The following is a 22,901-nucleotide window of genomic DNA, read 5'->3' on the forward strand; positions in this document are numbered from 1 at the left end:
TTTCACCAAGAAGAGATAGACCGTAAATGGATGCCTTCTTCACGGTTTCAAGAGTAGCAGGAAAACAGTCCGGCTGCGCAAAGCTCAGGGTTTTTGGCTGCCCGTCCACAATAAATCGAGAAAGTCGCCGTTGGATTCCGTAATGCGGATGCGCAGTGGCAAATACCCCACGCTGGGCACGTACCAGAGCTCCAGTTTTTGGCTGCGGTCCGCCGTGGGTTCGTGGGTCAGCTTGATGGCGGGGAAGGTGCCGCCCGGTACCTTGACGGATTCCGGGGCATCCGCCTTGAAGGACCAGCGCTCGGCATAGCGGTCACCCACCGCCTGAAACGCGACGCTTTTGCCGGCCACCCACTGCTGGGGCTCGCCCGCCAGCACGCTGGCGAGTTGCATGAACACGCTGAGCTGGTCTTGCGCCCCGGCTTCCAGCGGGGCTTCGGGCGTGCTCGCGCTGAAGCTGATCTTGCCCGGTGGCCGCCCGAAGTGGGCGGTGACCTCTTCCTTGCCCAGGCGCTTGCTGACAAAGCGTTGCGGCGCCAGCCCCTGGGCGGTCACGGTACCGCTGCTGGTCCAAGTCTGCAGGTTCAGGCCGAATTTGCGGATGAGTAGTTGCGAGGTGTAGCCATTGCCCTCGCGCTGCCACAGCAGTTCGGCAGTGCCGGTGTAGGGGGTAGAGATGACACCCTCCAGGTCATAGCTCAGGCGTACGGCGGGTGGCACGCTGACGGTTTGCGCGATGCTGAACGCAGGCAGTACCGCCAGGGCACTGGCCAGCAGGGGAGTCAGGAGGTGGCGAAAGGAGAAGGGCATAGGGGGTCAGGGTTGTTCGCTGTCGGTCCACACCATGTCCAGCACATTGCCATTGGTCTCGGTGAGGCGGATGTGCGCAGGCAGGTAGGCCAGTTTGGGTGCGAGCCAGAGTTCGGCTTTGGTGCTGTAGTCGCCGCTGGCTTCGCGGGTGAGCTTGATGGCGGGGAAGGTACCGCCGGGTACGGTGATGGTTTCTTCGGGCGAGACCACAAAGGTCCAAGTCTCGCTCTGCCGCGGGCCGATGGACTGGAAGCTGATGCTGTCGCCTGCGGCGTAGCGCAGCGGCTCGCCGGCCCAGAGGCTGGCCAGTTGCATGAAGACGCTGAGATGGTCTTGCGCGCCGGGCAATAGCGGCGCCTCGGGCGTGTTGGCGCTGAAGATGACTTTGTCTTCATCACGCACGAAATGCGCGGCCACCTCGCTACCACGGCCCTTGTCGCCAAAGCGCAGGGGCGCCAGGCCGGTCTCGCCCAGTGCGCCCTTGCTGGTCCATTGCCGCATATGGAGCAGGAATTTGGTCACCAGCAGGCTGGCCTGGTAGCTGCTGCCATCGTGCGACCAGCTGATGTGGGCGCCTGCCGTGTTGCGGTTGCCGCCGGTCAGCGCGGAGACGTCGTAGTGCAGCCGTACCGGGGGTGGGAAGGCGTAGCGATGCGGGTGGTCCTGCGGAGCGTGCGCCGTGGCGGGCGGCGGGGCGTGTGATTCCGCTGCCGGAGCAGGCGTCGGGTTCGCTATTGATTCAGGAGCTGCCGGCGCAATATTCTCGGGGGCTGGAGGCTGAAAAGATGCAGAACCCTCTGGTGCAGCGCTTGGCGCGGCGTTAGCCGGCTGTGTCGCAGTTGGGGGCGGCCTGCGCGGCTGGGGCGGCAAGGCCGCAGGCGAGGGGGGCGCCACAGGGGCTGGCGGTTCAGCCAGTGGCAGCGTCCGGGTTTGCATGACCGGGCCCTCTACGTCCTCCTCCCCGGAATCCTGGCTGCCCGGAAACCAGAGGCGCGCGCCGCCCAGTAGCCAGGCGTGCAGGCCCACAACCACCAGCAGCAGCGCGAAGAGGCGCTTGTAGGGCCAGTGTGGCAAGGCAGCGGGGGAGAGTGCGACCGGAGGCAACGCCGAGGACATGCTGGGTAGAACGCAAAAGTCCAGTGTACGGTAGACAGTTGGCAGGCCTCCCGCGCAAACCCGGCGAAAATGCCCGCATGAAACTCGCTACCTACCAGGACGGCTCCCGCGACGGGCAGCTGGTCGTCGTCTCGCGTGACCTGAGCCAGGCGCACTACGCCACCCATATTGCCAATCGCCTGCAGCAGGTGCTGGACGACTGGAACTACCTGGCGCCCCAGTTGCAGGACCTGTACGTCAGCCTGAACCAGGGCCGCGCCCGCCATGCCTTCCCCTTTGACCCGGCACGCTGCATGGCGCCGCTGCCGCGGGCGTTTCAGTGGGCTGATGGGTCGGCCTACCTCAACCATGTGGAGTTGGTGCGCAAGGCGCGTGGCGCCGAGATGCCTGAGAGCTTCCACATCGACCCGCTGATGTACCAGGGCGGCAGCGACGACCTGGCCGGTCCGCTGGACGACATCGTCTGCGCCAACACGGACTGGGGCGTGGACTTTGAGGCCGAGCTGGCCGTTATCACCGGCGACGTGCCCATGGGTTGCGCGCCAGACCGCGCCATCGATGCCGTGCGACTGTTGGTGCTGGCCAATGATGTAACGCTGCGCAACCTGATTCCTGATGAGTTGGCCAAAGGTTTTGGCTTTGTGCAGAGCAAGCCCGCCACGGCGTTTGGCCCGGTGGCGGTCACGCCCGACGAGCTGGGCGATGCCTGGGCGCGCGGCCGCGTGCACCTGCCCGTGCAATGCACCTGGAACGGTCGCAAGGTCGGGATGTGCGAGGCCGGCAACGACATGACGTTTCACTTCGGTCAGCTGATTGCGCATCTTGCCAAGACGCGACGCGTGCGCGCGGGCTCCCTCATCGGTTCCGGCACCATCAGCAACACTGGCGTGGCGCGCAAGAACCGCACCGACTGGCCCAACGGCTACAGCTGCATTGCCGAGAAGCGCGCCATGGAAACCATTCAGGATGGCCAGCCTACGACTGCCTACATGCAATACGGCGACACCATCCGGATCGAGGTCAAGGGCCGCGATGGCCAGAGCGTGTTTGGCGCGATTGAGCAGGAAGTGGTCGCGCCCGAAACCCGCGGCCGCGCCGCCCGGGCCGCCGCGCCAGAGGCGGCGGACGCCACCCCAGACTTCTCCCCCGACAGTTCCACCGAGACCACCGAATGAAAACCAAAGCCGCCGTCGCCTGGAAAGCAGGCCAGCCCCTGACCATTGAAACTGTGGACCTGCAAGGCCCCAAGTTCGGCGAAGTGCTGGTGGAAATCAAAGCCACCGGCATCTGCCACACCGACTACTACACGCTGAGCGGTGCCGACCCCGAAGGTATCTTCCCCGCCATCCTGGGTCACGAAGGCGCGGGCATTGTGGTCGATGTGGGCCCCGGCGTGACCACGCTCAAAAAGGGCGACCACGTCATCCCGCTCTACACGCCCGAGTGCCGCACCTGCAAGTTCTGCCTCTCCCGCAAGACCAATCTGTGCCAGTTGATCCGTGGCACCCAAGGCAAGGGCCTGATGCCCGATGCCACCTCGCGCTTCAGCCTGAATGGCGATCCCATCTTCCATTACATGGGTACCAGCACCTTCAGCAACTACACCGTGGCGCCTGAAATCTCGTTGGCCAAGATCCGTGAGGATGCACCGTTCGACAAGGTCTGCTACATCGGCTGCGGTGTCACCACCGGCATTGGCGCGGTGATCTTTACCGCCAAGGTGGAAGCCGGCGCCAACGCCGTGGTGTTCGGCCTGGGCGGCATTGGCCTCAACGTGATCCAGGGCCTCAAGATGGTGGGCGCGGACAAGATCATTGGCGTGGACCTGAACCCCGCGCGCGAGGCGCTGGCGCGCAGCTTTGGCATGACGCACTTCCTCAACCCCAAGGACATCGAAGCCGCCGGCGGCAACATCGTCGATGCCATCGTGCAACTGACCGATGGCGGCGCCGACTACAGCTTCGAGTGCATCGGCAACACCAAGGTCATGCGCCAGGCACTGGAGTGCACGCACAAGGGGTGGGGCCGCAGCATCATCATTGGCGTGGCCGAAGCCGGCGCCGAAATCAGCACGCGCCCCTTCCAGCTGGTCACCGGCCGCAAGTGGGAAGGCTCGGCCTTCGGCGGCGCACGCGGCCGCACCGATGTGCCCAAGATCGTGGACTGGTACATGGAAGGCAAGATCAACATCGACAGCCTCATCACCCACACCATGCCGCTGGAAGACATCAACAAGGGCTTTGACCTGATGAAGCGTGGCGAGTCGATTCGCGGCGTTGTCATTTATTAATCAATTTGACCCCTAGTCCCCGTGAATATTGCGCAAGCAGCTTCTCTTTTTATAGCAACTGATGTCAGCCCCTGCCCTTGAACTTGTCAGCGAACACGCCTGCTTTGGTGGCGCGCAGCGCTACTACCAGCATGCGTCCAGCACCATCGGTCTGCCCATGCGCTTCTCGGTGTTTTTGCCACCGCAGGCGCAGCAGGGCGCAGTGCCGGCGGTCATGTACCTGGCTGGCCTGACCTGCAATGAAGAGACTTTCATGGTCAAGGGCGGCGCGCAGCGCGTAGCGGCGGAACTGGGGTTGGCGCTGATCGCGCCCGACACCAGCCCACGCGGCGCCGGGGTGCCGGGTGAGGCCGAGTTCTGGGACTTCGGCGTGGGCGCCGGTTTCTACCTGGATGCCACACAACCTGCCTGGGCACCGCACTACCGCATGGAGAGTTATCTGCTGGACGAGTTGCTGCCGCTGGTGGGGGCAAGTTTGCCGGTGGACGTGAATCGCCTGGGCCTGTTTGGCCATTCCATGGGTGGGCACGGTGCGCTGACGCTGGCCCTGCGCCACCCCGATCGCTTCCAAAGCCTGTCCGCCTTCGCGCCCATCTGTGCGCCCACGCAGTGCCCCTGGGGACACAAGGCGTTTGCCGGCTATCTGGGGGAAGACCGTGCGGCCTGGGCTGCGCACGATGCGTCGGCCCTCATGGCCCAACGCAGTACGCCGCTATTCGCGCACGGCATTCTGGTGGACCAGGGGCTGGCCGACAAGTTTCTGGAAGTGCAACTGCACCCGCATCTGTTCGAAGCTGCCTGCGCCACGGCGGGCCAGCCGCTCACGCTGCGTCGCCATGCGGGTTACGACCACGGCTACTACTTCATCAGCACCTTCATGGAAGACCACCTGCGCCACCATGCGCAGGGGCTGGGTCTGACCGCTTAAGTTGCGGCAGACAGCTGCACGGCAAAGGTCTTGACCCCGCGCAGCATCATCTCGATCGCCACTGACACCAGCACCAGGCCCATGAGGCGTTCGACCGCCACCACCAGGCGGGTGCCGATGATGCGCTGGATGCGCTCGGCTGATACCAGCACCACGGCGCTGACCAGCATGGTCACGCACAGGGCGCCAATCCATTCCATGCGCCGGTCCGGCTGCTGCGACACCAGCAGCAGCACCGTGGCCAGCGCGGAGGGGCCGGCCACGGCGGGGACGGCCAGCGGCACGATGAGCGGCTCGGCGGTGATTTCGCCCTCAGTGGTCGCTGCGGGCGGAAACACCATGCGCAGCGCGATCAGGAACAGGATCACGCCACCACCGATCTGCAGTGAGAGTTCGCTGAGGTTCATCACGCGCAAAAAGCTCTCGCCCACAAACATGAAGGTCAGCAGCAGCGCAAACGCAATCAGGATTTCGCGCAGGATGACCTTGGGCCGCCGCTCCGGCGCCACGTGCTTGAGCGCGTTGGCGAAGATGGGGATGTTGCCGATCGGGTCGGTGATCAGGATCAGCAGGATGGTGGCTGAGACAAAGGTGTAATTCATCATGGCAGTAGCGGCACCGCGGGTAGCGGTGCGTTCCGGGAAGGCCCCGAGAATAGCAGCGCCACCCTGACGGCGCGCAGCCGGCCTGCGATAATCGGCCCTATGAACGCCCTGCACACCTTGCGACAGCAGCGGCGCACCTTGGTGCGCTGGATGTTGCTGTGGTTTGCGCTGTCGCTGGGCGTGGCGGTGGCGTCGCCGGCGATCAACCCGCAGACGCTCACGCTGGTCTGCTCGGCCGCAGGTTCCGTGCAACTGCGCCCCGTGGGCGATGCCGATGCTCCGCAGGTCATGTCGCACACGCTGGACTGCGTGCTGTGCATGGTGGCCGGCGCGCCACCCCAGGCCGAATTGCTGCTGCCCACGCCCCTGGCGCTGGCGCATGTGCAGCGCAGCGTCCCCGGCCAGCGCCCGGCCGGCCGTATCACCGGCGCCGCAGAGGCCCGCGGCCCGCCTGCCTGGGCCTGAGCCTTCCTCTTCTCCATTTCAGTTTGTTTGCCGCCGCGGTCGTATTGGCCTGCGTGGGGCTTGCCGGTTCCGCAGCTGCGGGGCGGCGTAACGGGGGTTTTCATGTCCATTCGGTTTGCTATTCAATTCATAGCTGCTTTCGCAGCATTCATGGGGGCTACGGCCGCTTTTTCTCATGTAACCCTGCAGGAGCCGGCTGCGGCGGCTGGCGCCAACTACCGTGCCGTACTGCGCGTGGGCCATGGCTGCGAGGGTTCGCCCACCACCGGCATCACCGTCACCTTGCCCGCCGGCTTCAACGGCGCACAGCCCATGGTCAAACCGGGCTGGAATGTCAGCACGGTGGTAGGGCCGCTGGCCGTGCCCTATGTGTCCCATGGCACCCGCTATACCGAGGGTGTGCTGGAAATCCGATGGACGGCCAAGGGCCCGGAGAATGCGCTGCCCGATGCGTTCTATGACGAGTTCGTGCTGCGCGGCACCACGCCCACTCAGCCCGGCCCGCTGTGGTTCAAGGTCGTGCAGACTTGCGAGAAAGGCAGCGTTGCCTGGACCGAGGTGCCAGCACCGGGCAAGAGCGCCCACGACCTGAAGTCCCCCGCTGCGCTGCTGGAGGTACTGGACATCCAGGCCACCGGCCACGCCCACTGATCCCTGTTGCACTGTCAAGGAAACACCATGAAAACATCGATTCTGAGTGCCTGCCTGCTGGCCGCGGCCTCCCTGGCCCACGCCCAGGAGGTGGACGTCCAGGGTGCCTGGGCCCGCGCCACCGTGCAGGGGCAAAAGGCCAGCGGCGCCTTCATGCAGCTGACTGCCAAGACGCCGGGGCGCCTGGTGTCCGTGGCATCGCCCGTGGCGGGCGTGGCCGAGGTGCATGAGATGAAGATGGAAGGCGACGTGATGAAGATGCGCGCGTTGTCCCAAGGCCTGGAGCTGCCGGCTGGCAAGACCGTGAGCCTGGCGCCCGGTGGTTACCACGTGATGCTGATGGACCTGAGGGTGGCCTTGCAAAAGGACACCACCATCCCGCTGACCCTGGTGTTCAAGGACGCCAAGGGCGTGGAGACCCGCAAGGAACTGCGCGTGCCAGTGTCCACCACTGCCCCCGCTGGCGTTGCGCCGGCGGCCGAACACAAGCACTGAGCGGCCTGCGTCGCCGGGATTGAACTGACGGTCCCGGTCTCCTCTGCCTTTTGATACTCCGCGCCTGCCCGGGTGCCGGAGTGGCTGCGCACGTGTCGGTCTGCCGGCACGGTGCGACCTTTCTTTATGTTGTAAATCCATTTCTGTTGAAGGAACGTGTGATGACGTCCTCTCTTTCCTCCGCCCCTGCGCGCAAGCCGGGTGCTTCCAGCTTCTACGCCATCGCCTGGCGCTGGCATTTCTATGCGGGCCTCTATGTGGTGCCCTTTCTGCTCGTGCTGGCGCTTACCGGGCTGGTCATGGTGTTCTATACCGGCTTCCAGAATCGCCTCGGCATGACCGTGCAGGTGACGCCCCAAGTGCAGGTGCAGGCTGTCACCGCGCAGGCCCAGGCCGCGCTGGCCACCGTGCCCGGCGCCACGCTCAAGGAGTACATCAGCCCCAAGACGCCCGATGTGGCCGCCTGGGTGCTGCTGGGCCAGCAGGGGCGCACCGAGGCCGTGGCGGTGAATCCCTATACCGCCGAGGTGCTGCACCAGGTCAACAAGGACAGCACGGTGTTCGCCGTGGCCCAGAAAATCCACGGCACGCTGCTGCTGGGCGATGGGGCCGAGCGCTTCATTGAAGTGGCGGCGGGCCTGGCCATCGTGATGGTCGTGACCGGCCTCTACCTGTTCTTGCCACGCGGTGCGGACCGCTGGACCGAGGTGTTGCTGCCGGACTGGCGCGCCACCGGCCGCAAGTGGTGGAGATCGCTGCACAGCAGCCTGGGCTTCTGGATGAGCGTGGTGCTGTTCCTGTTCTTGCTGACGGGCATGTCCTGGACCGGCTTCTGGGGTGCCCAGTTTGCGCAACCCTGGAGCACCTTCCCCGCCAGCAAGTGGGATGCCGTACCGCTTTCCACCCAGACGCATGCCGAACTGAACACCGCCGGCTTGCACGAGGTGCCCTGGGGGCTGGAGCAAACGCCGCTGCCCGAGTCCGGCTCCAGCGCCGGCACGCCCGGCGTGCGCGCCGGCGAGCCGGTCAATCTGGACGGCCTGCACGCACTGGCCCAGCGCTTGGGCTACCGCGGCCAGTACCACATCCAGGTGCCGCAAGATGCCAAGGGCGTGTACACGATCTCGGCCGACTCCATGAGCGGCGATCTGCAGAACCCCATGCAGGACCGCACAGTACATGTGGACCGCTACACCGGCCGCGTGCTGGCGGAGGCCGCGTTTGCTGACTATTCGCTGATGGCCAAGGCCATGGCGGTGGGCATTGCGCTGCATCAGGGGGATATGGGCCTGATCAGCGCGCTGGCCAATGTGCTGTTCTGCCTGGCCATCGTGCTCCTGTGTGTGAGTGGCATCGTCATGTGGTGGGTGCGTCGCCCGCAGGGCAGTGGCCGCCTGGCTGCGCCTGGCGTGCCGCCGCAGGCCCCGCTCTGGAAGGGCGGCGCCGTGGTCATGCTGCTCACTGGCGTGGCCTTTCCCTTGGCCGGCGGCGTGTTGCTGGCAGTGCTGCTGCTGGACTGGTTGCTGCTTTCGCGCATTCCCGCGCTTAAAACCGTACTGTCTTGAGCCGAGTCTCGTCAGTCCCCGCGCATTGGGGTAAGCTGCGCTCCACGGCCTCGGCAGCAGGCCGATGGAGCACCCCCATGAGCGACAACGACACCTCCGGTTTTGGCAAGTTCGTCCCCGGTTTCGATTTTCTGCAGAACCTGGCCAAAGGCGCCAGCCAGAATATTCCGCAGATGCCCAACCTGGCCAATTGGGTGGCCCCCACGCTGAATGTGGAGGAGCTGGACAAGCGTATCGAGGAGCTCAAGAACGTGCACTTCTGGCTGGAACAGAACTCCCGCGCGCTGGGCGCCACCATCCAGGCGCTGGAGGTGCAGAAGATGACCCTGGCCACGCTCAAGGGCATGAATTTCAACCTGGGCGATGTGGCCAACGCGCTCAAGCTCAAGGCGGCAGACTCTGTGGCCACCAGCGTGCAGCGCGTGACCGAGAAAGCCGCCACCACGGCCAAGACGATTTCCGATGTGGCCAGCAGCGCCGGCAAGGGCGACGCCAAGGGTGCGGCCAAGGCAGCCGGCGTGCCGGGGCTGGTGGACCCGTTGCAGCTGTGGGGGTCGCTGACCCAGCAGTTCCAGAACATTGCAGCCACCGCCATGAAGGAAGCCACCACCAAGACCGCGGTGGACCTGACCAAGAACATGGCCACGGGCCTGGCCAAGGAAGCGCTCAAGTCTGCCAAAGCTGCCGGCAAGAAGGCCGCGACCAAGCGTCCCACGGCCCGCAAGACGCCGGCGCGCAAAACCAGTGGCCGCTGACGCCGCCGCAGCCTGCAGGCGCCCATGAAACTCTTTCCCTATGCGCACACCACGCACCCGCAATGGCCCATGGCTGCGGGCTTGGTACTGGCGCAGCTGCGTGCGCAGATGGCGCTGCACGGCTATGCCAATGCGCCCACGCTGGGCCTGATCTACATCACCGACCACTACGCCCCGCACGCCCAGCACATTCTGGACATGCTCAGCGGCGAGCTGCCGCTGGTGACGGACTGGTCTGGCACGGTGGGCATTGGCATTGTGGCCAACAATGTGGAGTACTTTGACGAGCCGGCGCTGGCGGTGATGCTGCTGGAGTTGCCCAGCGACGAGTACCGCGTGTTCTCCGGCATTGCGCCTCTGGGCCTGGGCTTTGAGGCGCATACCGCGCTGGTGCACGCCGATGGCGACACGCCCGATCTCGCAGAGCTGATTGACGAGATGGCTGCGCGTACCGACACCGGCTATCTGTTTGGCGGCCTCAGCAGCAGCCGCACGCAGGGCGTGCAGTTTGCTGTCGCAGCGGATGGCAATCTGCGCGGTTTTGGCGCGGCCAGCGGGGTCCTGCATGGCGGCTTGAGTGGTGTGGCCTTTGGCGAGGGCGTGGGGCTGGTGTCCCGCGTCACCCAGGGTTGCAAGCCGGTGTCCAAGGTGCGCGTGGTGACCGAGGCGGTGCACAACGTGGTGATCACGCTGGATGGCGAGCCCGCGCTGGATGTGATGCTGCGCGACCTGGGCATCAGCCTGGAGCGCCCGCAGGAGGCGCTGGAGATGGTGCGTTCCACGCTGGTGGGCCTGGTGCAGGCGCCCGAGGCGGGGGCCTCTGCGGACAGTGCTTTGGTGCGCCAGACCGGCAACCTGGGCAGCGACGTGACGGTGCGCCACATCATCGGCCTGGACCCGGGGCGGCGTGGCATTGCCGTGGCGGCCCAGGTGCAGACCGGCGCGCACATGGCCTTTTGCCAGCGCAACCGCGAAGCCGCGCAGGCCGACTTGGTACGCATTTGCGCCGAGGTGCGCGAGGAGTTGGAGCCGCAGGAGCTGACGCTGGAGATGGCGCACGCCCTGCAGCAGAGCGAGGCCGAGGCCGCGCCGCACCCGGCGCGCCGCATTGCCGGTGCCATCTACGTGAGCTGCTCGGGCCGGGGCGGTCCCCACTTTGGCGGGCCGAGTGCGGAGCTGCAGATCGTGCGCCGCGCGCTGGGTGACGTACCCCTGGTGGGTTTCTTTGCGGGCGGCGAGATCGCCCACAACCAGCTGTTTGGGTACACCGGGGTGCTGACGGTGTTCACCTCGGAATAAAACGGATTGAGTACACAGGCCTGGTGCCGATAGATAAGCAAGAGGGGTTGCAACATGGGTAATCTGAAAATTTCTTCCCGGCTGTACGCCGGATTTGGCCTTTTGGCGGGTCTGCTCGTGCTGGTGGTCATTCTGGCGTTGGGACAAATGGCTGTGATGCGCGCCAGTGCCTCCGATGTGGACACGGATTGGTTGCCCAGTGTGGAAGTGGTCAATAAGCTCAATACAGCCATTTCCGACTACCGCGTGCTGGAGATGCAGCACATCATCAACAACGATGAAGCTGCCAAGGCCAAGCTGGAGCAGGCTGCGGACAAGGTGCAGGCTGAAATCAAGGACTCCCGAGCTGCATACGAAAAGTTGATCAGCAGCGAGCAGGAAAAGGCCATGTACGCCGAGTTTTCAGCTGCCCGCGAGGCCTACCTGAAGGCACACAAGGACATCATGGAAGCCTCCCGCCGCAATGATGCCGAGGGCGCGCGCATGGTTCTGGAGGCCGAGTCCCAAAAGCAGTTTGATAAGTCGTCCGACATTCTGGAAAAGCTGGTGCAGTTGAACCATGAAGGCTCGGTGGCGGCTGCAAAAGATTCTGCAGCTGCTTATGTTTCCGGGCGCAATCTCATGCTGATTGCCGCCTTGGTGGCCGCTGTGGTTGCGGCCGTGGCGGCCACCCTGATTACGCGTTCCATCACCCAACCCTTGAGCCAGGCCGTGGAGGTGGCGGAGCAGGTGGCGCAGGGCAACCTCACGCTGCATATCAGTAACACCAGTCGCGACGAAATCGGCCAGCTGCTGCAGGCCATGAAATCCATGCAGGACAGCCTGGTGACGGTGGTGTCCAAGGTGCGCAGCGGCTCGGAGTCGGTGGCCTCCGCCAGTTCCGAAATTGCCCAGGGCAATAACGACCTGTCTGCCCGTACCGAGCAGCAGGCCAGCGCGCTGGAAGAAACTGCGGCCAGCATGGAAGAGCTCAATTCCGCCGTCAAGCAGAACGCCGACAACGCCAGCCAGGCCAACCAACTGGCGATGAACGCCTCCACCGTAGCAGTGCAGGGCGGTGAGGTGGTGGGCCAGGTCGTGGAGACCATGAAAGGCATCAACGACAGCTCGCGCAAGATTGCCGACATCATCAGCGTCATCGACAGCATCGCCTTCCAGACCAACATCCTGGCGCTGAATGCGGCCGTGGAAGCCGCCCGCGCGGGTGAGCAGGGGCGCGGCTTTGCCGTGGTAGCTTCCGAGGTGCGCAGCCTGGCTGGCCGCAGCGCCGAGGCCGCCAAGGAGATCAAGGCCCTGATTGACGACAGCGTGGGCCGGGTGGAGCAAGGCACTGCCCTGGTGGACCGCGCTGGCACCACCATGACTGAGGTGGTTACTAGCATACGCCGCGTGACCGACATCATGGGCGAGATCAGTGCGGCCAGCTCGGAGCAGAGTGCCGGCGTCGGCCAGGTGGGCGAAGCCATCACCCAGATGGACCAGGTTACCCAGCAGAACGCTGCCCTTGTTGAGCAAATGGCCGCCGCCGCCAGCAGCCTCAAGAGCCAGGCGGGTGATCTGGTGCAGACCGTGGCCGTGTTCAAGCTCTCGGCCGAGCAGGGTCAGGTGCGTTCCAGCCCGGTGGCTGCGCCCGCCGTTCGCGACAGCAAACCCGCCCTGGGCCTCAAGGGGCCCGAGCGCCGGGTAGCGCCCATTGCCATGGCCAAGCCCGCCGCCCCCAAACCCGCTGCGGCCAAGCCGGCTCCCAAGCCCGCCCCCGTGGCAGCGCCCGTTCTGGCCGCAAAGGCGCCCCAGACCAGCACCCGGGTGACGCCGGCGGGTGGCGATGACGACTGGGAAACTTTTTAATAAAAATCCGGGTGGAAGCTCATTTCCAGTGCGCGAGTAGCTCCTGAAAACATAGCGAAGGCTAGCGGCTGCAGGTACCGGCCGCTCCAGAAACCGGCCAGCAGGCCGATAGCAGTAGGCCACCCGCTGCAAGGCACCTTGTTGCAGGTTGTGGCCGTTTGCAAGCTGGCGTAAGCTGCACGGTGCGGGTGCATAACCGCACAAATGGAGGCTGGCATGAAGCTGAGGAACCAGATTCTGGGCTTGGGTTTGTTGGGTGTGGTGATGACGGCACTGGTCGGCGGCGCGGGCCTCATCAATGCAGGGCGTCTCTCCAATGCCTTTGAGGCCTCCATCAACCTGAGCCTCGCCCTCAGCAAGAGCCAGGAGGCGGACATGATGCATGACGCCATCCGCGGCGATGTGCTGCTCACATTGTTCAATGCGCAAAAGGGCAATGAAGCCGGCATGCAGGAGGCCGAGAAAGGCCTCAAGGAGCATGCCGAGAACTTCACCCGCAACATTGAGGCTCTGCAGGCCTTGCCCATCTCTCCCGACATCAAGGCCCTGGCCGGCAAGTCCGGGCCCCTGCTCAAGTCCTATGTGGAGTCGGCCACCAGCCTGCAGGCTTTGGCGCGCAAGGATGTGGCCGCGGCCGAGCTGGAGGTGCCCAAGTTCCAGAAAGCCTTTGAGGCATTGGAGGTGGCCATGGAGGCCCAGAGCGAAGCAGTGGCCAAGAGTGTGGAGGAGTTCAGTGAGGAGGCCCGCCAACTGGCGGTCAACGCCAAGATCATTGTGGGCACGGGCCTGACCGTGGCAGGGGCACTGCTGGTGGTGATTTCATTGTGGCTGGCGCGGCTGCTGTCGGCCCCCATGGTGCAGGCGGTGGACATGGCGGACCGGCTGGCCGATGGCGACCTCACCGCCCGCGTGCAACCCTTCGGCAACGAGGAGACGGTGCAGCTCCTCACGGCGCTGGGGCGCATGCAGAGCCACACGGCGGGCATTGTTCGATCTGTGCAGCAGGGCGCACGCAGCGTGTCCTCGGCCAGCGCCGAGATTGCCCAGGGCAACCATGACCTCTCTGCCCGCACCGAGCAGCAGGCCAGTGCCCTGGAGCAAACCGCCGCCAGCATGGAAGAGCTCAACTCCACTGTGCAACAGAACGCCGACAACGCCCGCCAGGCCAACCAGCTGGCCATGAATGCCTCCACCGTGGCCGTGCAGGGCGGCGAGGTGGTGGGCCGGGTGGTGGAGACCATGAAGGGCATCAACGAGGCGTCCCGCAAGATCGGCGACATCATCAGCGTGATCGACAGTATCGCCTTCCAGACCAACATCCTGGCGCTGAATGCGGCGGTGGAGGCGGCCCGCGCAGGCGAGCAGGGGCGTGGCTTTGCGGTGGTGGCCAGTGAGGTGCGCAGCCTGGCCGGGCGAAGCGCCGAGGCGGCCAAAGAGATCAAGACCCTGATCAACGACAGCGTGGAGCGGGTGGAGCAGGGCACGGTGCTGGTGGATCAGGCAGGTAGCACCATGACCGAGGTGGTGGGCAGCATCCGCCGCGTGACCGACATCATGGGCGAGATCAGTGCCTCCAGCACCGAGCAGAGCACGGGTGTGGCCCAGGTGGGTGAGGCGGTGTCGCAGATGGACCAGAGCACGCAGCAGAACGCCGCACTGGTGGAAGAGATGGCGGCGGCGGCCAGCAGCCTCAAGAGCCAGGCAGGCGATCTGGTGCAGGCGGTGGCGGCGTTCAAGCTGGAGGCTTAGGGTCGGTTTTCGGGTTCCGGGACGCGTTGGGTAGTGTTGAAAGCCCCGAAGAGGGCGGGAGTCACCACACGAAATGACACAGGGAGTCGCAGTCCATGGAGCATTCACTTGCAACCGTTTCCTTTTGGGGGAGCATTCGGGGTCGCCTGATCCTCAGCTATCTGGGGCTGGCCTTGCTGGTCGTCCTGGTGTCAGGGGTGGCTATCCATGACCTTAGCGTGTCGCAGGCGAATTTCGAGCACCAGGTCACCGTCATCGAGAAGGAAGACGCGCTGCTTGTTACCCTCTTCGACGCCGTCAACGCGCGGGCGGTGGCGGCCCGCAACATTGTGTTGCTGGACAACCCGGGCGAAATTGCCACGGAGAAGAAAAGCATAGACACCTCGTTTGAGCGCATCGGGGGCTCGCTCAAGACACTCAAGACCATGCTGGCGGAAAACGGACCGCCTGCGGCCAAGTTGAAAGACAACGTGGAAGAGATCGAGAAGATCGAAGCACGCTATGCGGTGGTGGCCACCAAGATCGTGAAAGACGCGCTGGACGGAAAACGCGAAGACGCCTCGCACCAGATCGCCACCGACTGCCGCCCCCTTCTGGTGGCCCTGGTGGCGGCAGTGGAAAAAGCCAAGCAGGAGATCCACGGCATGAGCGCACGCGAGGTGGCCGCCTCCCTGGCCCAGGGCCAGCGTCAGCGCCTGCAGATGCTGGCGGCCATCGGTCTCTCCTTGCTGGTGGCGGGCACCCTGGCCACCTGGATGACGCGACGGATCACGCACCCGATTGCCAATGCGGTGGTCATCGCCCGGACTGTGGCGGCCGGCGACCTCAGCTCCGACATCGATGTGCGCAGCCGGGATGAAACTGGCCAGCTCTTCAGCGCCCTGCGCAGCATGCAGGAGAGTCTGCTCAAGGTGGTTTCCACGGTGCGCAACAGCTCGGAGTCGGTGGCCAATGCCAGCGCCGAGATTGCCCAAGGCAACCACGACCTGAGCGCCCGCACTGAGCAGCAGGCCAGTGCGCTGGAGGAGACCACCGCCAGCATGGAAGAGCTCAACTCCGCGGTCCAGCAGAACGCCGACAACGCCCGCCAGGCCAACCAGCTGGCCATGAATGCCTCCACGGTGGCCGTGCAGGGCGGTGCGGTGGTGGGTCAGGTGGTGGAGACCATGAGAGGTATCAACGACAGCTCACGCAAGATCGCTGACATCATCAGTGTGATCGATGGCATCGCCTTTCAGACCAATATATTGGCCTTGAACGCCGCAGTGGAAGCGGCCCGTGCGGGTGAGCAAGGGCGTGGCTTTGCGGTGGTGGCGAGCGAGGTGCGCTCGCTCGCCGGGCGCTCTGCCGCGGCGGCCAAGGAAATTAAAACCTTGATTAACACTAGCGTCGAGCGGGTGGAGCAGGGTAGTGCCCTGGTGGATCAAGCGGGTGAAACCATGGCGGAGGTGGTGGCCAGCATCCGCCGGGTAACGGACATCATGGGCGAGATCAGTGCGGCCAGCACTGAGCAAAGCACCGGCGTGGCACAGGTGGGCGAGGCGGTTGCGCAGATGGACCAGGGCACCCAGCAGAACGCTGCCCTGGTGGAGCAAATGGCCGCCGCTGCCAGTAGCCTTGAGACGCAGGCGGCGGATCTGGTGCATACCGTGGCGGTATTTAAGCTTGCTGCGGGTGATGGTGGCGATGCAGATGAGAGGACTTTTTGATGGCAGCTCCTGCATGCCCCTACATTTAGAACGAGTATGTTTGCGATAGCTCCGGTATTCGGCGCATAGTCATGTAAGGCACTTTCAAAAGTTTTTGCAGAAGGTTCCGAGCCCCGCACGATGCCCCATCGGGCAATGCCATAACAAAAACGCAGGAGTTGGTATGAAGCTAAGCATTGCAAAGCGTCTTTACTTGGTGTGTGGGCTGTTGGTTCTCGCTCTGGTCGGTGTTGCTGTGTCTGCGTGGGTATCGTTGAATGAGGCAGCTCTGCTGGCCCAGCGGGCCAGTGATAACCGAGCCCCCCAGTCGATGCGCATTGCTGACGTGCAATTGGATGTCACGCGGGTGTCCTTGCAATTGCGCCATGCCATGCTGGTCAAAACTTCCGACGGGATTGCGACGGCGTTCGCCGATATCGGCGAAAAGAGAAAGCACATCGATGAAGCGCTCAAGGGCTATGAGCAGAATGTTCTGACGCCGGTGGAGCGTGAATTCATAGCCAAAGCGAACGATCTGAATACGAAGTTCTGGACTGTGGGTGCTGAAAACATGAAGCTCATCCAGGATGGGAAGTTGGACGAGGCCTTTGCGTTCCTCGTGGACAAAACCATACCCCTGCGTAACGAGTACCTGTCCGCATTGGACCTGGAGAAGAAACGCCAGGGGAGCAAACTGGTGGTGGAAATCGAGCTGATCGAAACCGACGTCCATATGACACGCAATTTGCTCGTCGGCGCCGTCGTATTGCTTGCCTGCGGGTTGCTGGGCTTCTCCTGGTACGTGGGCGGGCTGCTGCGCCGCCGTATTGCACAGGCACAGGTGGTGGCCGAGCAGGTTCGCGACGGTAATCTCATGACCAAGGTGGTGGACACTGCCAGCGACGAAGTCAGCCCGCTGCTAAGTGCCTTAGCGGCCATGCAGGATGCGCTGATCCGGGTGGTCAGCGGGGTCCGCCAGGGGGCAGAGAGCGTTGCTGCGGCCAGTTCTCAGATTGCCCAGGGCAACCAGGACCTGAGCGCACGCACAGAAACTCAGGCCAGTGCCCTGGAGCAAACCGCTGCCTCTATGGAGCAGTTGGGGGCTACGGTCAGACAGAATGCGGACAACTCGCGCCAGGCCAACCAGTTAGCCATGAATGCTTCCACGGTCGCTGTGCAAGGTGGCGACGTGGTGGGGCAGGTGGTGGAAACCATGAAGGGCATCAACGAGTCCAGCCGCAAGATTGCGGACATCATCAGCGTGATCGATGGCATTGCATTTCAGACCAATATCTTGGCGCTGAATGCGGCCGTGGAGGCTGCCCGTGCGGGTGAGCAGGGCCGCGGCTTTGCCGTCGTGGCCAGCGAGGTGCGCTCCCTGGCGGGGCGCAGTGCCGAAGCCGCCAAGGAAATCAAGACCCTGATCAACACCAGTGTCGAACGGGTGGAGCAAGGCACCGTGCTGGTGGACAAGGCAGGCGTCACCATGACCGAGGTGGTCCAGAGCATCCGCCAGGTGACTGACATCGTGGGCGAGATCAGTGCGGCCAGTTCCGAGCAAAGTTCGGGAGTGACCCAGGTAGGCGAGGCCGTGACCCAGATGGATCAGGCGACCCAGCAAAATGCGGCGTTGGTGGAAGAGATGGCCGCTGCCGCTGCCAGCCTGAAAACGCAGGCGCGGGATCTGGTGGAAGGAGTTGCGGTTTTCAAGATTTCCGCCGATCAGCAAAGCACTAGGTCCTCGCTGTCTCAGCCGGTGGCGCGCCCCGCACTGAAGTCGCCAGCGCCCAAGGCGCTGCATCACAGCCCGAACGCGAAGCCGCCCGTGGGCGCCCATGCCCGTCCCGCAGCCCAAACGACGGCGCCAAAAGCGAAAGCCCCGCCACCGCCTCCGCCCGTTGCCGCAGCTCCCAAAACCAGCACCAAGATCACCCCACCCGGGGGAGATGAGGATTGGGAAACCTTTTGAGTGAAATAGGCTTTTAGCCCGCGTGTCATCTGCGCTGCAAGCTCCTGATTTAGGAGCGTGCGGCACAGGTGTCGCAGGTTGGGTACCTAGACGCCGCGCGCGCGGTCGGCGTGGAATTGCTGGACAAAGGCGCCAAAGCGGCCCGCATCCAGCGCGTCGCGGATTTCCTGCATCAGGTTCAGGTAGTAGTGCAGGTTGTGCACGCTGGCCAGCATGGGACCCAGCATCTCGCCGCAGCGGTCCAGGTGGTGCAGATAGGCGCGGCTGAAGCCTTCGCGGCCACCGTTGGCCCAGCTCACGCCGCTGGAGCCCGCGCAGGCGTAGCAGGTGCAGGTCACGTCCAGCGGCTGCTCGTCGCTCTTGTGGCGCGCGTTGCGGATCTTCAGGTCGCCAAAACGGCTGAACAGCGTGCCGTTGCGCGCATTGCGCGTGGGCATCACGCAGTCGAACATGTCGATGCCGTTTTGCACACCGGCGATCAGGTCTTCCGGCGTGCCCACGCCCATCAGGTAGTGCGGCTTGTGCTGGGGCAGCTTGGGGCCGATGTGCTTCAGGACGCGCATCATGTCTTCTTTGGGCTCGCCTACGCTCAGCCCACCCACCGCAATGCCGGGGAAGTCCAGCGCCTCCAAGCCTGCCAATGATTCGTCGCGCAGGTGCTCGAACATGCCGCCCTGCACGATGCCAAACAGCGCGTTGGGGTTGTTCAGCCGCGAGAACTCGTCCTGGCAGCGTTTGGCCCAGCGCAGGCTCAGTTCCATGGAGCTGCGCGCCTCGCGCTCGGTGGTGATCTGGCCCTTGGTCTTGGGCTCGACCGACAGGTAGGGCGTGCACTCGTCAAACTGCATCACGATGTCGGAGTTCAGCGTGGTCTGGATCTGCATGCTGATCTCGGGTGTGAGGAAGAGCTTGTCGCCGTTCACCGGAGACGCGAACTTCACGCCTTCCTCGCTGATCTTGCGCATCTGGCCCAGGCTCCAGACCTGGAAGCCACCGCTGTCGGTGAGGATGGGCTTGTCCCAGTTTTCAAACTGGTGCAGGCCGCCAAACTTTTGCACCACGTCCAGGCCCGGACGCATCCACAGGTGGAAGGTGTTGCCCAGGATGATCTGTGCATTCATGTCGTGCAGGCTTTGCGGCATCACGCCTTTCACCGTGCCATAGGTGCCCACGGGCATGAAGATGGGGGTTTCGACCACGCCATGGTTCAGCGTCAGGCGGCCGCGGCGCGCGTGGCTGCCCAGGTAGCTGCCATCGGCGGTGGCGGTGGCGGGGTCGTGGTTCAGGAGTTCGAATTTCAGCATGGTCGTATGGTCTGGTGTTGGGGGTGGGCGCGTCAAGCCGCGCGCTGCAGCAGCATGGCGTCGCCATAGCTGAAGAACCGGTAGCCGCGCGCAATGGCTTCGCGGTACAGGCCCATGATGTGCTCGTAGCCCGCAAAGGCGCTCACCAGCATCATCAGACTGCTCTTGGGCAGGTGGAAGTTGGTTACCAGCACATCCACCAGCTGGAACTCAAAGCCCGGCGTGATGAAGATGGTGGTGTCGCCGCTGGTCTGGCCAGTCTTGGCAAAACTCTCCAGTGTGCGCACGCTGGTGGTGCCCACGGCCACCACGCGACCACCGCGCGCCTTGCAGGCGGCAATGGCGGCCTGGGTCTCGGCGGGCACGTTGTACCACTCGCTGTGCATGTGGTGCTCGGCCAGGTTTTCGGTTTTCACGGGCTGGAAGGTGCCGGCGCCCACATGCAGGGTCACATGCGCGCGCTGCACGCCCATGGCGTCCAGCTGGGCAAACAAGGCATTGTCAAAGTGCAGCGCGGCCGTGGGGGCGGCCACCGCGCCGGGGTGCTTGGCAAACACGGTCTGGTAGCGCTGCACGTCTTCGGGGGAATCGCTGTGGGTGATGTAGGGCGGCAGCGGCACATGGCCGTGGCGCTCCATCAGCGTGTAGGGGTCGTCACCCCGGTCATTGCTCAGTACAAAGCGGTAGATGGGGCCGTCCACATTCGGCCAGCGGCCCAGCAGGGTGGCGCTGAGACCGTCTTCCTGGCCCTCGGCGCAGACCAGCTTGATGGTGGCGCCCACCTCGGGCTTCTTGCTCACGCGCATGTGGGCTGCCACCTGGTTGCCGCCAAGTACGCGCTCGATCAGCAGCTCCACCTTGCCGCCGGTGGCCTTTTCGCCAAATAGGCGGGCGTTGATCACCTTGGTGTCGTTGAAGACCATGAGGTCACCCGCGCGCAGCAGGCTGGGCAGGTCCTTGAAGCTGCGGTTCACGGGCGTGGCGCCGGTGCCGTCGAGCAGGCGTGAACCGCTGCGCTCGGCCGCAGGGTGCTGGGCAATCAGGCTCTCGGGGAGTTCAAAGTCAAAGTCGCTGAGGACAAAGGCACGGTCGGTGCCGGGGAAGGTGGCTTGCATGCTGCTTGAGGGCCGGACGGGCCCGTTCCAAGTAAAAAAGACAGGGCAGAATTGTCCCATGCCCAAGAAACCCGCTCCCCGCACCGAGGACGCCGCCCACGACGCCCCGTCTGGTGGTGCGGCAGCGACCAAACCGGACGCCAAGTCGGCCGCGCAGAAGGCGCTGGAAAAATTGGGCCTCAAGCGCGACATCGACCTGGCGCTGCACCTGCCGCTGCGCTACGAGGACGAGACCCGCATCGTGACGCTGGCAGAGGTGCGCGAGGGCCAGCAGGCGCAGATCGAGGCCGTGGTGACGCACCAGGAGGTGAGCTTCCGCCCGCGCCGCCAGCTCATCGTGACCGTGGACGACGGCACGGACACCTGCACGTTGCGCTTCTTCAGTTTTTACGGTTCCCAGCAAAAGGCGCTGGCCGTGGGCAACCGCATCCGCGCGCGTGGCGAGGTCAAGGGTGGCTTCATGGGCCGCACGATGTTGCATCCCACGTTTCGTGCGGCCGGGGGGAGCCTGCCCACCGCACTCACACCCATCTACCCCACGGTGGCCGGCCTGCCCCAGCCCTACCTGCGCAAGGCGGTGCTCTCGGGGCTGGCGCGGGCCGACCTGAGCGACACCTTTGCACCGGGCGATCTGGAGGTGCTCAGACATGGAATCGGCCACCAGCCCTTATGGACATTGCGCGATGCGCTACAGTTTTTGCATCACCCCACGCCCGATGTGTCGCTGGACACGCTGATGGACCACAGCCATCCGGCCTGGCAGCGCCTCAAGGCCGAAGAGTTGCTGGCCCAGCAGATCAGCCAGTTGCAAAGCCGGCGCGAGCGCGCTGCGCTGCGGGCGCCGCAGCTCAAGGCCGTAGTGGGCGGGACCCTGCATGCCCGCCTGCTGGCGGCCTTGCCTTTTGGCCTGACCGGCGCCCAGCAGCGCGTGGGCGTGGAGATTGCCACCGACATGGCGCGCCACATCCCCATGCACCGCCTGCTGCAGGGCGATGTGGGCGCGGGCAAGACCGTGGTGGCCGCGCTGGCCGCTGCCATTTGCATGGACGCCGGCTGGCAGTGCGCGCTGATGGCACCGACTGAGATCTTGGCCGAGCAGCACTTCCGCAAATTGCTGGCCTGGCTGGAGCCACTGGGCATCACCACCGCCTGGCTTACCGGCACCCAAAAGACCAAGGAGCGCCGCGCCATGCTGGCGCTCATCGAGAGTGGCGAGGCACAGCTGGTGGTGGGCACACACGCCATCATCCAGGACAAGGTGAAGTTCAAGAACCTGGCCCTGGCCATCATCGACGAGCAGCACCGCTTTGGCGTGGCCCAGCGTCTGGCCCTGCGCAAGAAGATGACGGCCATTGAGGGCGAGCATGAACAAGGGGCGGAACCCCATCTGTTGATGATGACGGCTACGCCCATACCGCGCACGCTGGCCATGAGCTATTACGCCGATCTGGATGTGTCCACCCTGGACGAGTTGCCGCCGGGGCGCACGCCCATCGTGACCAAGGTGGTGAGCGACCACCGGCGCGATGAAGTGATTGAGCGCATCCGCGGCCAGATTGCTGAGGGTCGGCAGGTCTACTGGGTGTGCCCGCTCATCGAAGAGAGCGAGGCGCTTGACCTGACCAACGCCACGCAAACCCATGCCGACCTGGCCGAAGCCTTACAGGGCGCCACACGCGCCGATGGGCAGCCCGTGCTCATCGGCCTGCTGCACTCGCGCATGCATGCGGACGACAAAAAGGCCGTGATGGGCGCCTTTACCGCGGGGCTGATGTCGGTGCTGGTCAGCACCACGGTGATCGAGGTGGGGGTGGACGTGCCCAACGCCTCGCTCATGGTCATCGAACACGCTGAGCGCTTTGGCCTCTCGCAGCTCCACCAGCTGCGCGGCCGGGTGGGCCGCGGGGCGGCGGCTTCGGCTTGCGTCTTGCTCTATTCCACGGGCGATGCGCCGCGCCTGGGCGAGGCCGCGCGCGAGCGCCTGCGCGCGATGGCCGAGACCAACGACGGTTTCGAAATTGCCCGGCGCGACCTGGAGATACGCGGGCCAGGCGAGTTTCTGGGCGCGCGCCAAAGCGGCGAGGCCATGTTGCGCTTTGCCGATCTGGCGCAGGACACGGCCTTGCTGGAGTGGGCGCGGGCCGAGGCCCCTATGCTGCTGGACCGCTACCCGCACCTGGCCCACAAGCATGTGGCGCGCTGGCTGGGTGGCAAGGCCGAGTACCTCAAGGCCTGAGCGGACGTGCCGA

General features: G+C 64.7%; 19 protein-coding genes. 14 read left to right on the forward strand and 5 right to left on the reverse strand.

Features of this window, described 5'->3' with window-relative positions; genetic code table 11:
* Positions 1-84 precede the first annotated feature (84 nt).
* Positions 85-810 (reverse strand): DUF3108 domain-containing protein, encoded by a 726-nt coding sequence (locus tag AC1RNN_RS17235; protein ID WP_493090516.1) that lies wholly within the window; start codon positions 808-810, stop codon positions 85-87.
* 6 nt (positions 811-816) lie between these two features.
* Positions 817-1,926 (reverse strand): DUF3108 domain-containing protein, encoded by a 1,110-nt coding sequence (locus AC1RNN_RS17240; RefSeq protein ID WP_493090517.1) that lies wholly within the window; start codon positions 1,924-1,926, stop codon positions 817-819.
* 77 nt (positions 1,927-2,003) lie between these two features.
* Here AC1RNN_RS17240 and AC1RNN_RS17245 point away from each other — a divergent pair, with 77 nt between their 5' ends.
* The 3 genes from AC1RNN_RS17245 (at position 2,004) to fghA (ending at position 5,144) form a co-directional block, all read left to right on the forward strand.
* Complete coding sequence (locus AC1RNN_RS17245; RefSeq protein ID WP_493090519.1) at positions 2,004-3,101, forward strand: fumarylacetoacetate hydrolase family protein; 1,098 nt, start codon at positions 2,004-2,006, stop codon at positions 3,099-3,101.
* The gene (locus AC1RNN_RS17250) at positions 3,098-4,216 is read left to right on the forward strand and encodes an S-(hydroxymethyl)glutathione dehydrogenase/class III alcohol dehydrogenase (protein WP_493090520.1); all 1,119 of its coding nucleotides are present in this window, start codon (positions 3,098-3,100) and stop codon (positions 4,214-4,216) included. Before AC1RNN_RS17245 ends, AC1RNN_RS17250 begins: the two co-directional genes overlap by 4 nt.
* Positions 4,217-4,277: 61 nt before the next feature.
* Positions 4,278-5,144 (forward strand): S-formylglutathione hydrolase, encoded by an 867-nt coding sequence (gene fghA / locus AC1RNN_RS17255; RefSeq protein WP_493090522.1) that lies wholly within the window; start codon positions 4,278-4,280, stop codon positions 5,142-5,144.
* Here fghA and AC1RNN_RS17260 read toward each other — a convergent pair.
* Positions 5,141-5,746, reverse strand: a complete 606-nt coding sequence (locus AC1RNN_RS17260; RefSeq protein WP_493090679.1) for a MarC family protein — start codon at positions 5,744-5,746, stop codon at positions 5,141-5,143. The genes fghA and AC1RNN_RS17260 overlap by 4 nt on opposite strands.
* Positions 5,747-5,848: 102 nt before the next feature.
* Here AC1RNN_RS17260 and AC1RNN_RS17265 point away from each other — a divergent pair, with 102 nt between their 5' ends.
* The 10 genes from AC1RNN_RS17265 to AC1RNN_RS17310 all read left to right on the forward strand — a co-directional run bounded on the left by AC1RNN_RS17265 (position 5,849) and on the right by AC1RNN_RS17310 (position 18,233).
* Positions 5,849-6,214, forward strand: coding sequence for a DUF2946 family protein (locus tag AC1RNN_RS17265; protein WP_493090524.1), 366 nt, complete (start codon positions 5,849-5,851; stop codon positions 6,212-6,214).
* Positions 6,215-6,364: 150 nt separating this feature from the next.
* Entirely contained in the window at positions 6,365-6,865 is a 501-nt protein-coding gene (locus tag AC1RNN_RS17270) for a YcnI family copper-binding membrane protein (RefSeq protein WP_493090526.1), read from the forward strand.
* Positions 6,866-6,892: 27 nt separating this feature from the next.
* Complete coding sequence (locus tag AC1RNN_RS17275; RefSeq protein WP_493090528.1) at positions 6,893-7,360, forward strand: copper chaperone PCu(A)C; 468 nt, start codon at positions 6,893-6,895, stop codon at positions 7,358-7,360.
* 161 nt (positions 7,361-7,521) lie between these two features.
* Positions 7,522-8,925, forward strand: coding sequence for a PepSY-associated TM helix domain-containing protein (locus AC1RNN_RS17280; protein ID WP_493090530.1), 1,404 nt, complete (start codon positions 7,522-7,524; stop codon positions 8,923-8,925).
* 77 nt (positions 8,926-9,002) lie between these two features.
* A complete protein-coding gene (locus AC1RNN_RS17285) occupies positions 9,003-9,680 on the forward strand; it encodes a PhaM family polyhydroxyalkanoate granule multifunctional regulatory protein (protein ID WP_493090532.1) in 678 nt (225 codons plus the stop codon).
* 24 nt (positions 9,681-9,704) lie between these two features.
* Positions 9,705-10,979, forward strand: coding sequence for an FIST signal transduction protein (locus tag AC1RNN_RS17290; protein WP_493090534.1), 1,275 nt, complete (start codon positions 9,705-9,707; stop codon positions 10,977-10,979).
* A gap of 54 nt (positions 10,980-11,033) precedes the next feature.
* Positions 11,034-12,827 (forward strand): methyl-accepting chemotaxis protein, encoded by a 1,794-nt coding sequence (locus tag AC1RNN_RS17295; RefSeq protein ID WP_493090535.1) that lies wholly within the window; start codon positions 11,034-11,036, stop codon positions 12,825-12,827.
* Positions 12,828-13,043: 216 nt separating this feature from the next.
* Entirely contained in the window at positions 13,044-14,576 is a 1,533-nt protein-coding gene (locus AC1RNN_RS17300) for a methyl-accepting chemotaxis protein (protein ID WP_493090537.1), read from the forward strand.
* Positions 14,577-14,671: 95 nt separating this feature from the next.
* Positions 14,672-16,285, forward strand: a complete 1,614-nt coding sequence (locus AC1RNN_RS17305; RefSeq protein ID WP_493090539.1) for a methyl-accepting chemotaxis protein — start codon at positions 14,672-14,674, stop codon at positions 16,283-16,285.
* Positions 16,286-16,448: 163 nt separating this feature from the next.
* Positions 16,449-18,233 (forward strand): methyl-accepting chemotaxis protein, encoded by a 1,785-nt coding sequence (locus AC1RNN_RS17310; protein WP_493090680.1) that lies wholly within the window; start codon positions 16,449-16,451, stop codon positions 18,231-18,233.
* Between the two features lie 86 nt (positions 18,234-18,319).
* Here AC1RNN_RS17310 and tgt read toward each other — a convergent pair whose 3' ends face one another.
* Both tgt and queA read right to left on the reverse strand, forming a co-directional pair.
* Positions 18,320-19,537 (reverse strand): tRNA guanosine(34) transglycosylase Tgt, encoded by a 1,218-nt coding sequence (tgt, locus tag AC1RNN_RS17315; protein WP_493090540.1) that lies wholly within the window; start codon positions 19,535-19,537, stop codon positions 18,320-18,322.
* A gap of 32 nt (positions 19,538-19,569) precedes the next feature.
* Positions 19,570-20,652, reverse strand: a complete 1,083-nt coding sequence (gene queA, locus AC1RNN_RS17320) for a tRNA preQ1(34) S-adenosylmethionine ribosyltransferase-isomerase QueA (RefSeq protein WP_493090542.1) — start codon at positions 20,650-20,652, stop codon at positions 19,570-19,572.
* Positions 20,653-20,710: 58 nt separating this feature from the next.
* Between queA and recG the strand changes: the two genes are divergently transcribed.
* Positions 20,711-22,888, forward strand: a complete 2,178-nt coding sequence (gene recG, locus AC1RNN_RS17325; RefSeq protein ID WP_493090544.1) for an ATP-dependent DNA helicase RecG — start codon at positions 20,711-20,713, stop codon at positions 22,886-22,888.
* The last annotated feature ends 13 nt before the right edge of the window (positions 22,889-22,901 follow it).

Source organism: Rhodoferax sp. GW822-FHT02D07, assembly GCF_058802405.1.

Excerpts from the sequence above, each read along its gene's own strand:
- AC1RNN_RS17235 (WP_493090516.1), bottom strand. The coding sequence starts at position 810 with ATGCCCTTCTCCTTTCGCCACCTCCTGACTCCCCTGCTGGCCAGTGCC.
- AC1RNN_RS17240 (WP_493090517.1), bottom strand. The coding sequence starts at position 1,926 with ATGTCCTCGGCGTTGCCTCCGGTCGCACTCTCCCCCGCTGCCTTGCCA.
- AC1RNN_RS17245 (WP_493090519.1), top strand. The coding sequence starts at position 2,004 with ATGAAACTCGCTACCTACCAGGACGGCTCCCGCGACGGGCAGCTGGTC.
- AC1RNN_RS17250 (WP_493090520.1), top strand. The coding sequence starts at position 3,098 with ATGAAAACCAAAGCCGCCGTCGCCTGGAAAGCAGGCCAGCCCCTGACC.
- fghA (WP_493090522.1), top strand. The coding sequence starts at position 4,278 with ATGTCAGCCCCTGCCCTTGAACTTGTCAGCGAACACGCCTGCTTTGGT.
- AC1RNN_RS17260 (WP_493090679.1), bottom strand. The coding sequence starts at position 5,746 with ATGAATTACACCTTTGTCTCAGCCACCATCCTGCTGATCCTGATCACC.
- AC1RNN_RS17265 (WP_493090524.1), top strand. The coding sequence starts at position 5,849 with ATGAACGCCCTGCACACCTTGCGACAGCAGCGGCGCACCTTGGTGCGC.
- AC1RNN_RS17270 (WP_493090526.1), top strand. The coding sequence starts at position 6,365 with ATGGGGGCTACGGCCGCTTTTTCTCATGTAACCCTGCAGGAGCCGGCT.
- AC1RNN_RS17275 (WP_493090528.1), top strand. The coding sequence starts at position 6,893 with ATGAAAACATCGATTCTGAGTGCCTGCCTGCTGGCCGCGGCCTCCCTG.
- AC1RNN_RS17280 (WP_493090530.1), top strand. The coding sequence starts at position 7,522 with ATGACGTCCTCTCTTTCCTCCGCCCCTGCGCGCAAGCCGGGTGCTTCC.
- AC1RNN_RS17285 (WP_493090532.1), top strand. The coding sequence starts at position 9,003 with ATGAGCGACAACGACACCTCCGGTTTTGGCAAGTTCGTCCCCGGTTTC.
- AC1RNN_RS17290 (WP_493090534.1), top strand. The coding sequence starts at position 9,705 with ATGAAACTCTTTCCCTATGCGCACACCACGCACCCGCAATGGCCCATG.
- AC1RNN_RS17295 (WP_493090535.1), top strand. The coding sequence starts at position 11,034 with ATGGGTAATCTGAAAATTTCTTCCCGGCTGTACGCCGGATTTGGCCTT.
- AC1RNN_RS17300 (WP_493090537.1), top strand. The coding sequence starts at position 13,044 with ATGAAGCTGAGGAACCAGATTCTGGGCTTGGGTTTGTTGGGTGTGGTG.
- AC1RNN_RS17305 (WP_493090539.1), top strand. The coding sequence starts at position 14,672 with ATGGAGCATTCACTTGCAACCGTTTCCTTTTGGGGGAGCATTCGGGGT.
- AC1RNN_RS17310 (WP_493090680.1), top strand. The coding sequence starts at position 16,449 with ATGAAGCTAAGCATTGCAAAGCGTCTTTACTTGGTGTGTGGGCTGTTG.
- tgt (WP_493090540.1), bottom strand. The coding sequence starts at position 19,537 with ATGCTGAAATTCGAACTCCTGAACCACGACCCCGCCACCGCCACCGCC.
- queA (WP_493090542.1), bottom strand. The coding sequence starts at position 20,652 with ATGCAAGCCACCTTCCCCGGCACCGACCGTGCCTTTGTCCTCAGCGAC.
- recG (WP_493090544.1), top strand. The coding sequence starts at position 20,711 with ATGCCCAAGAAACCCGCTCCCCGCACCGAGGACGCCGCCCACGACGCC.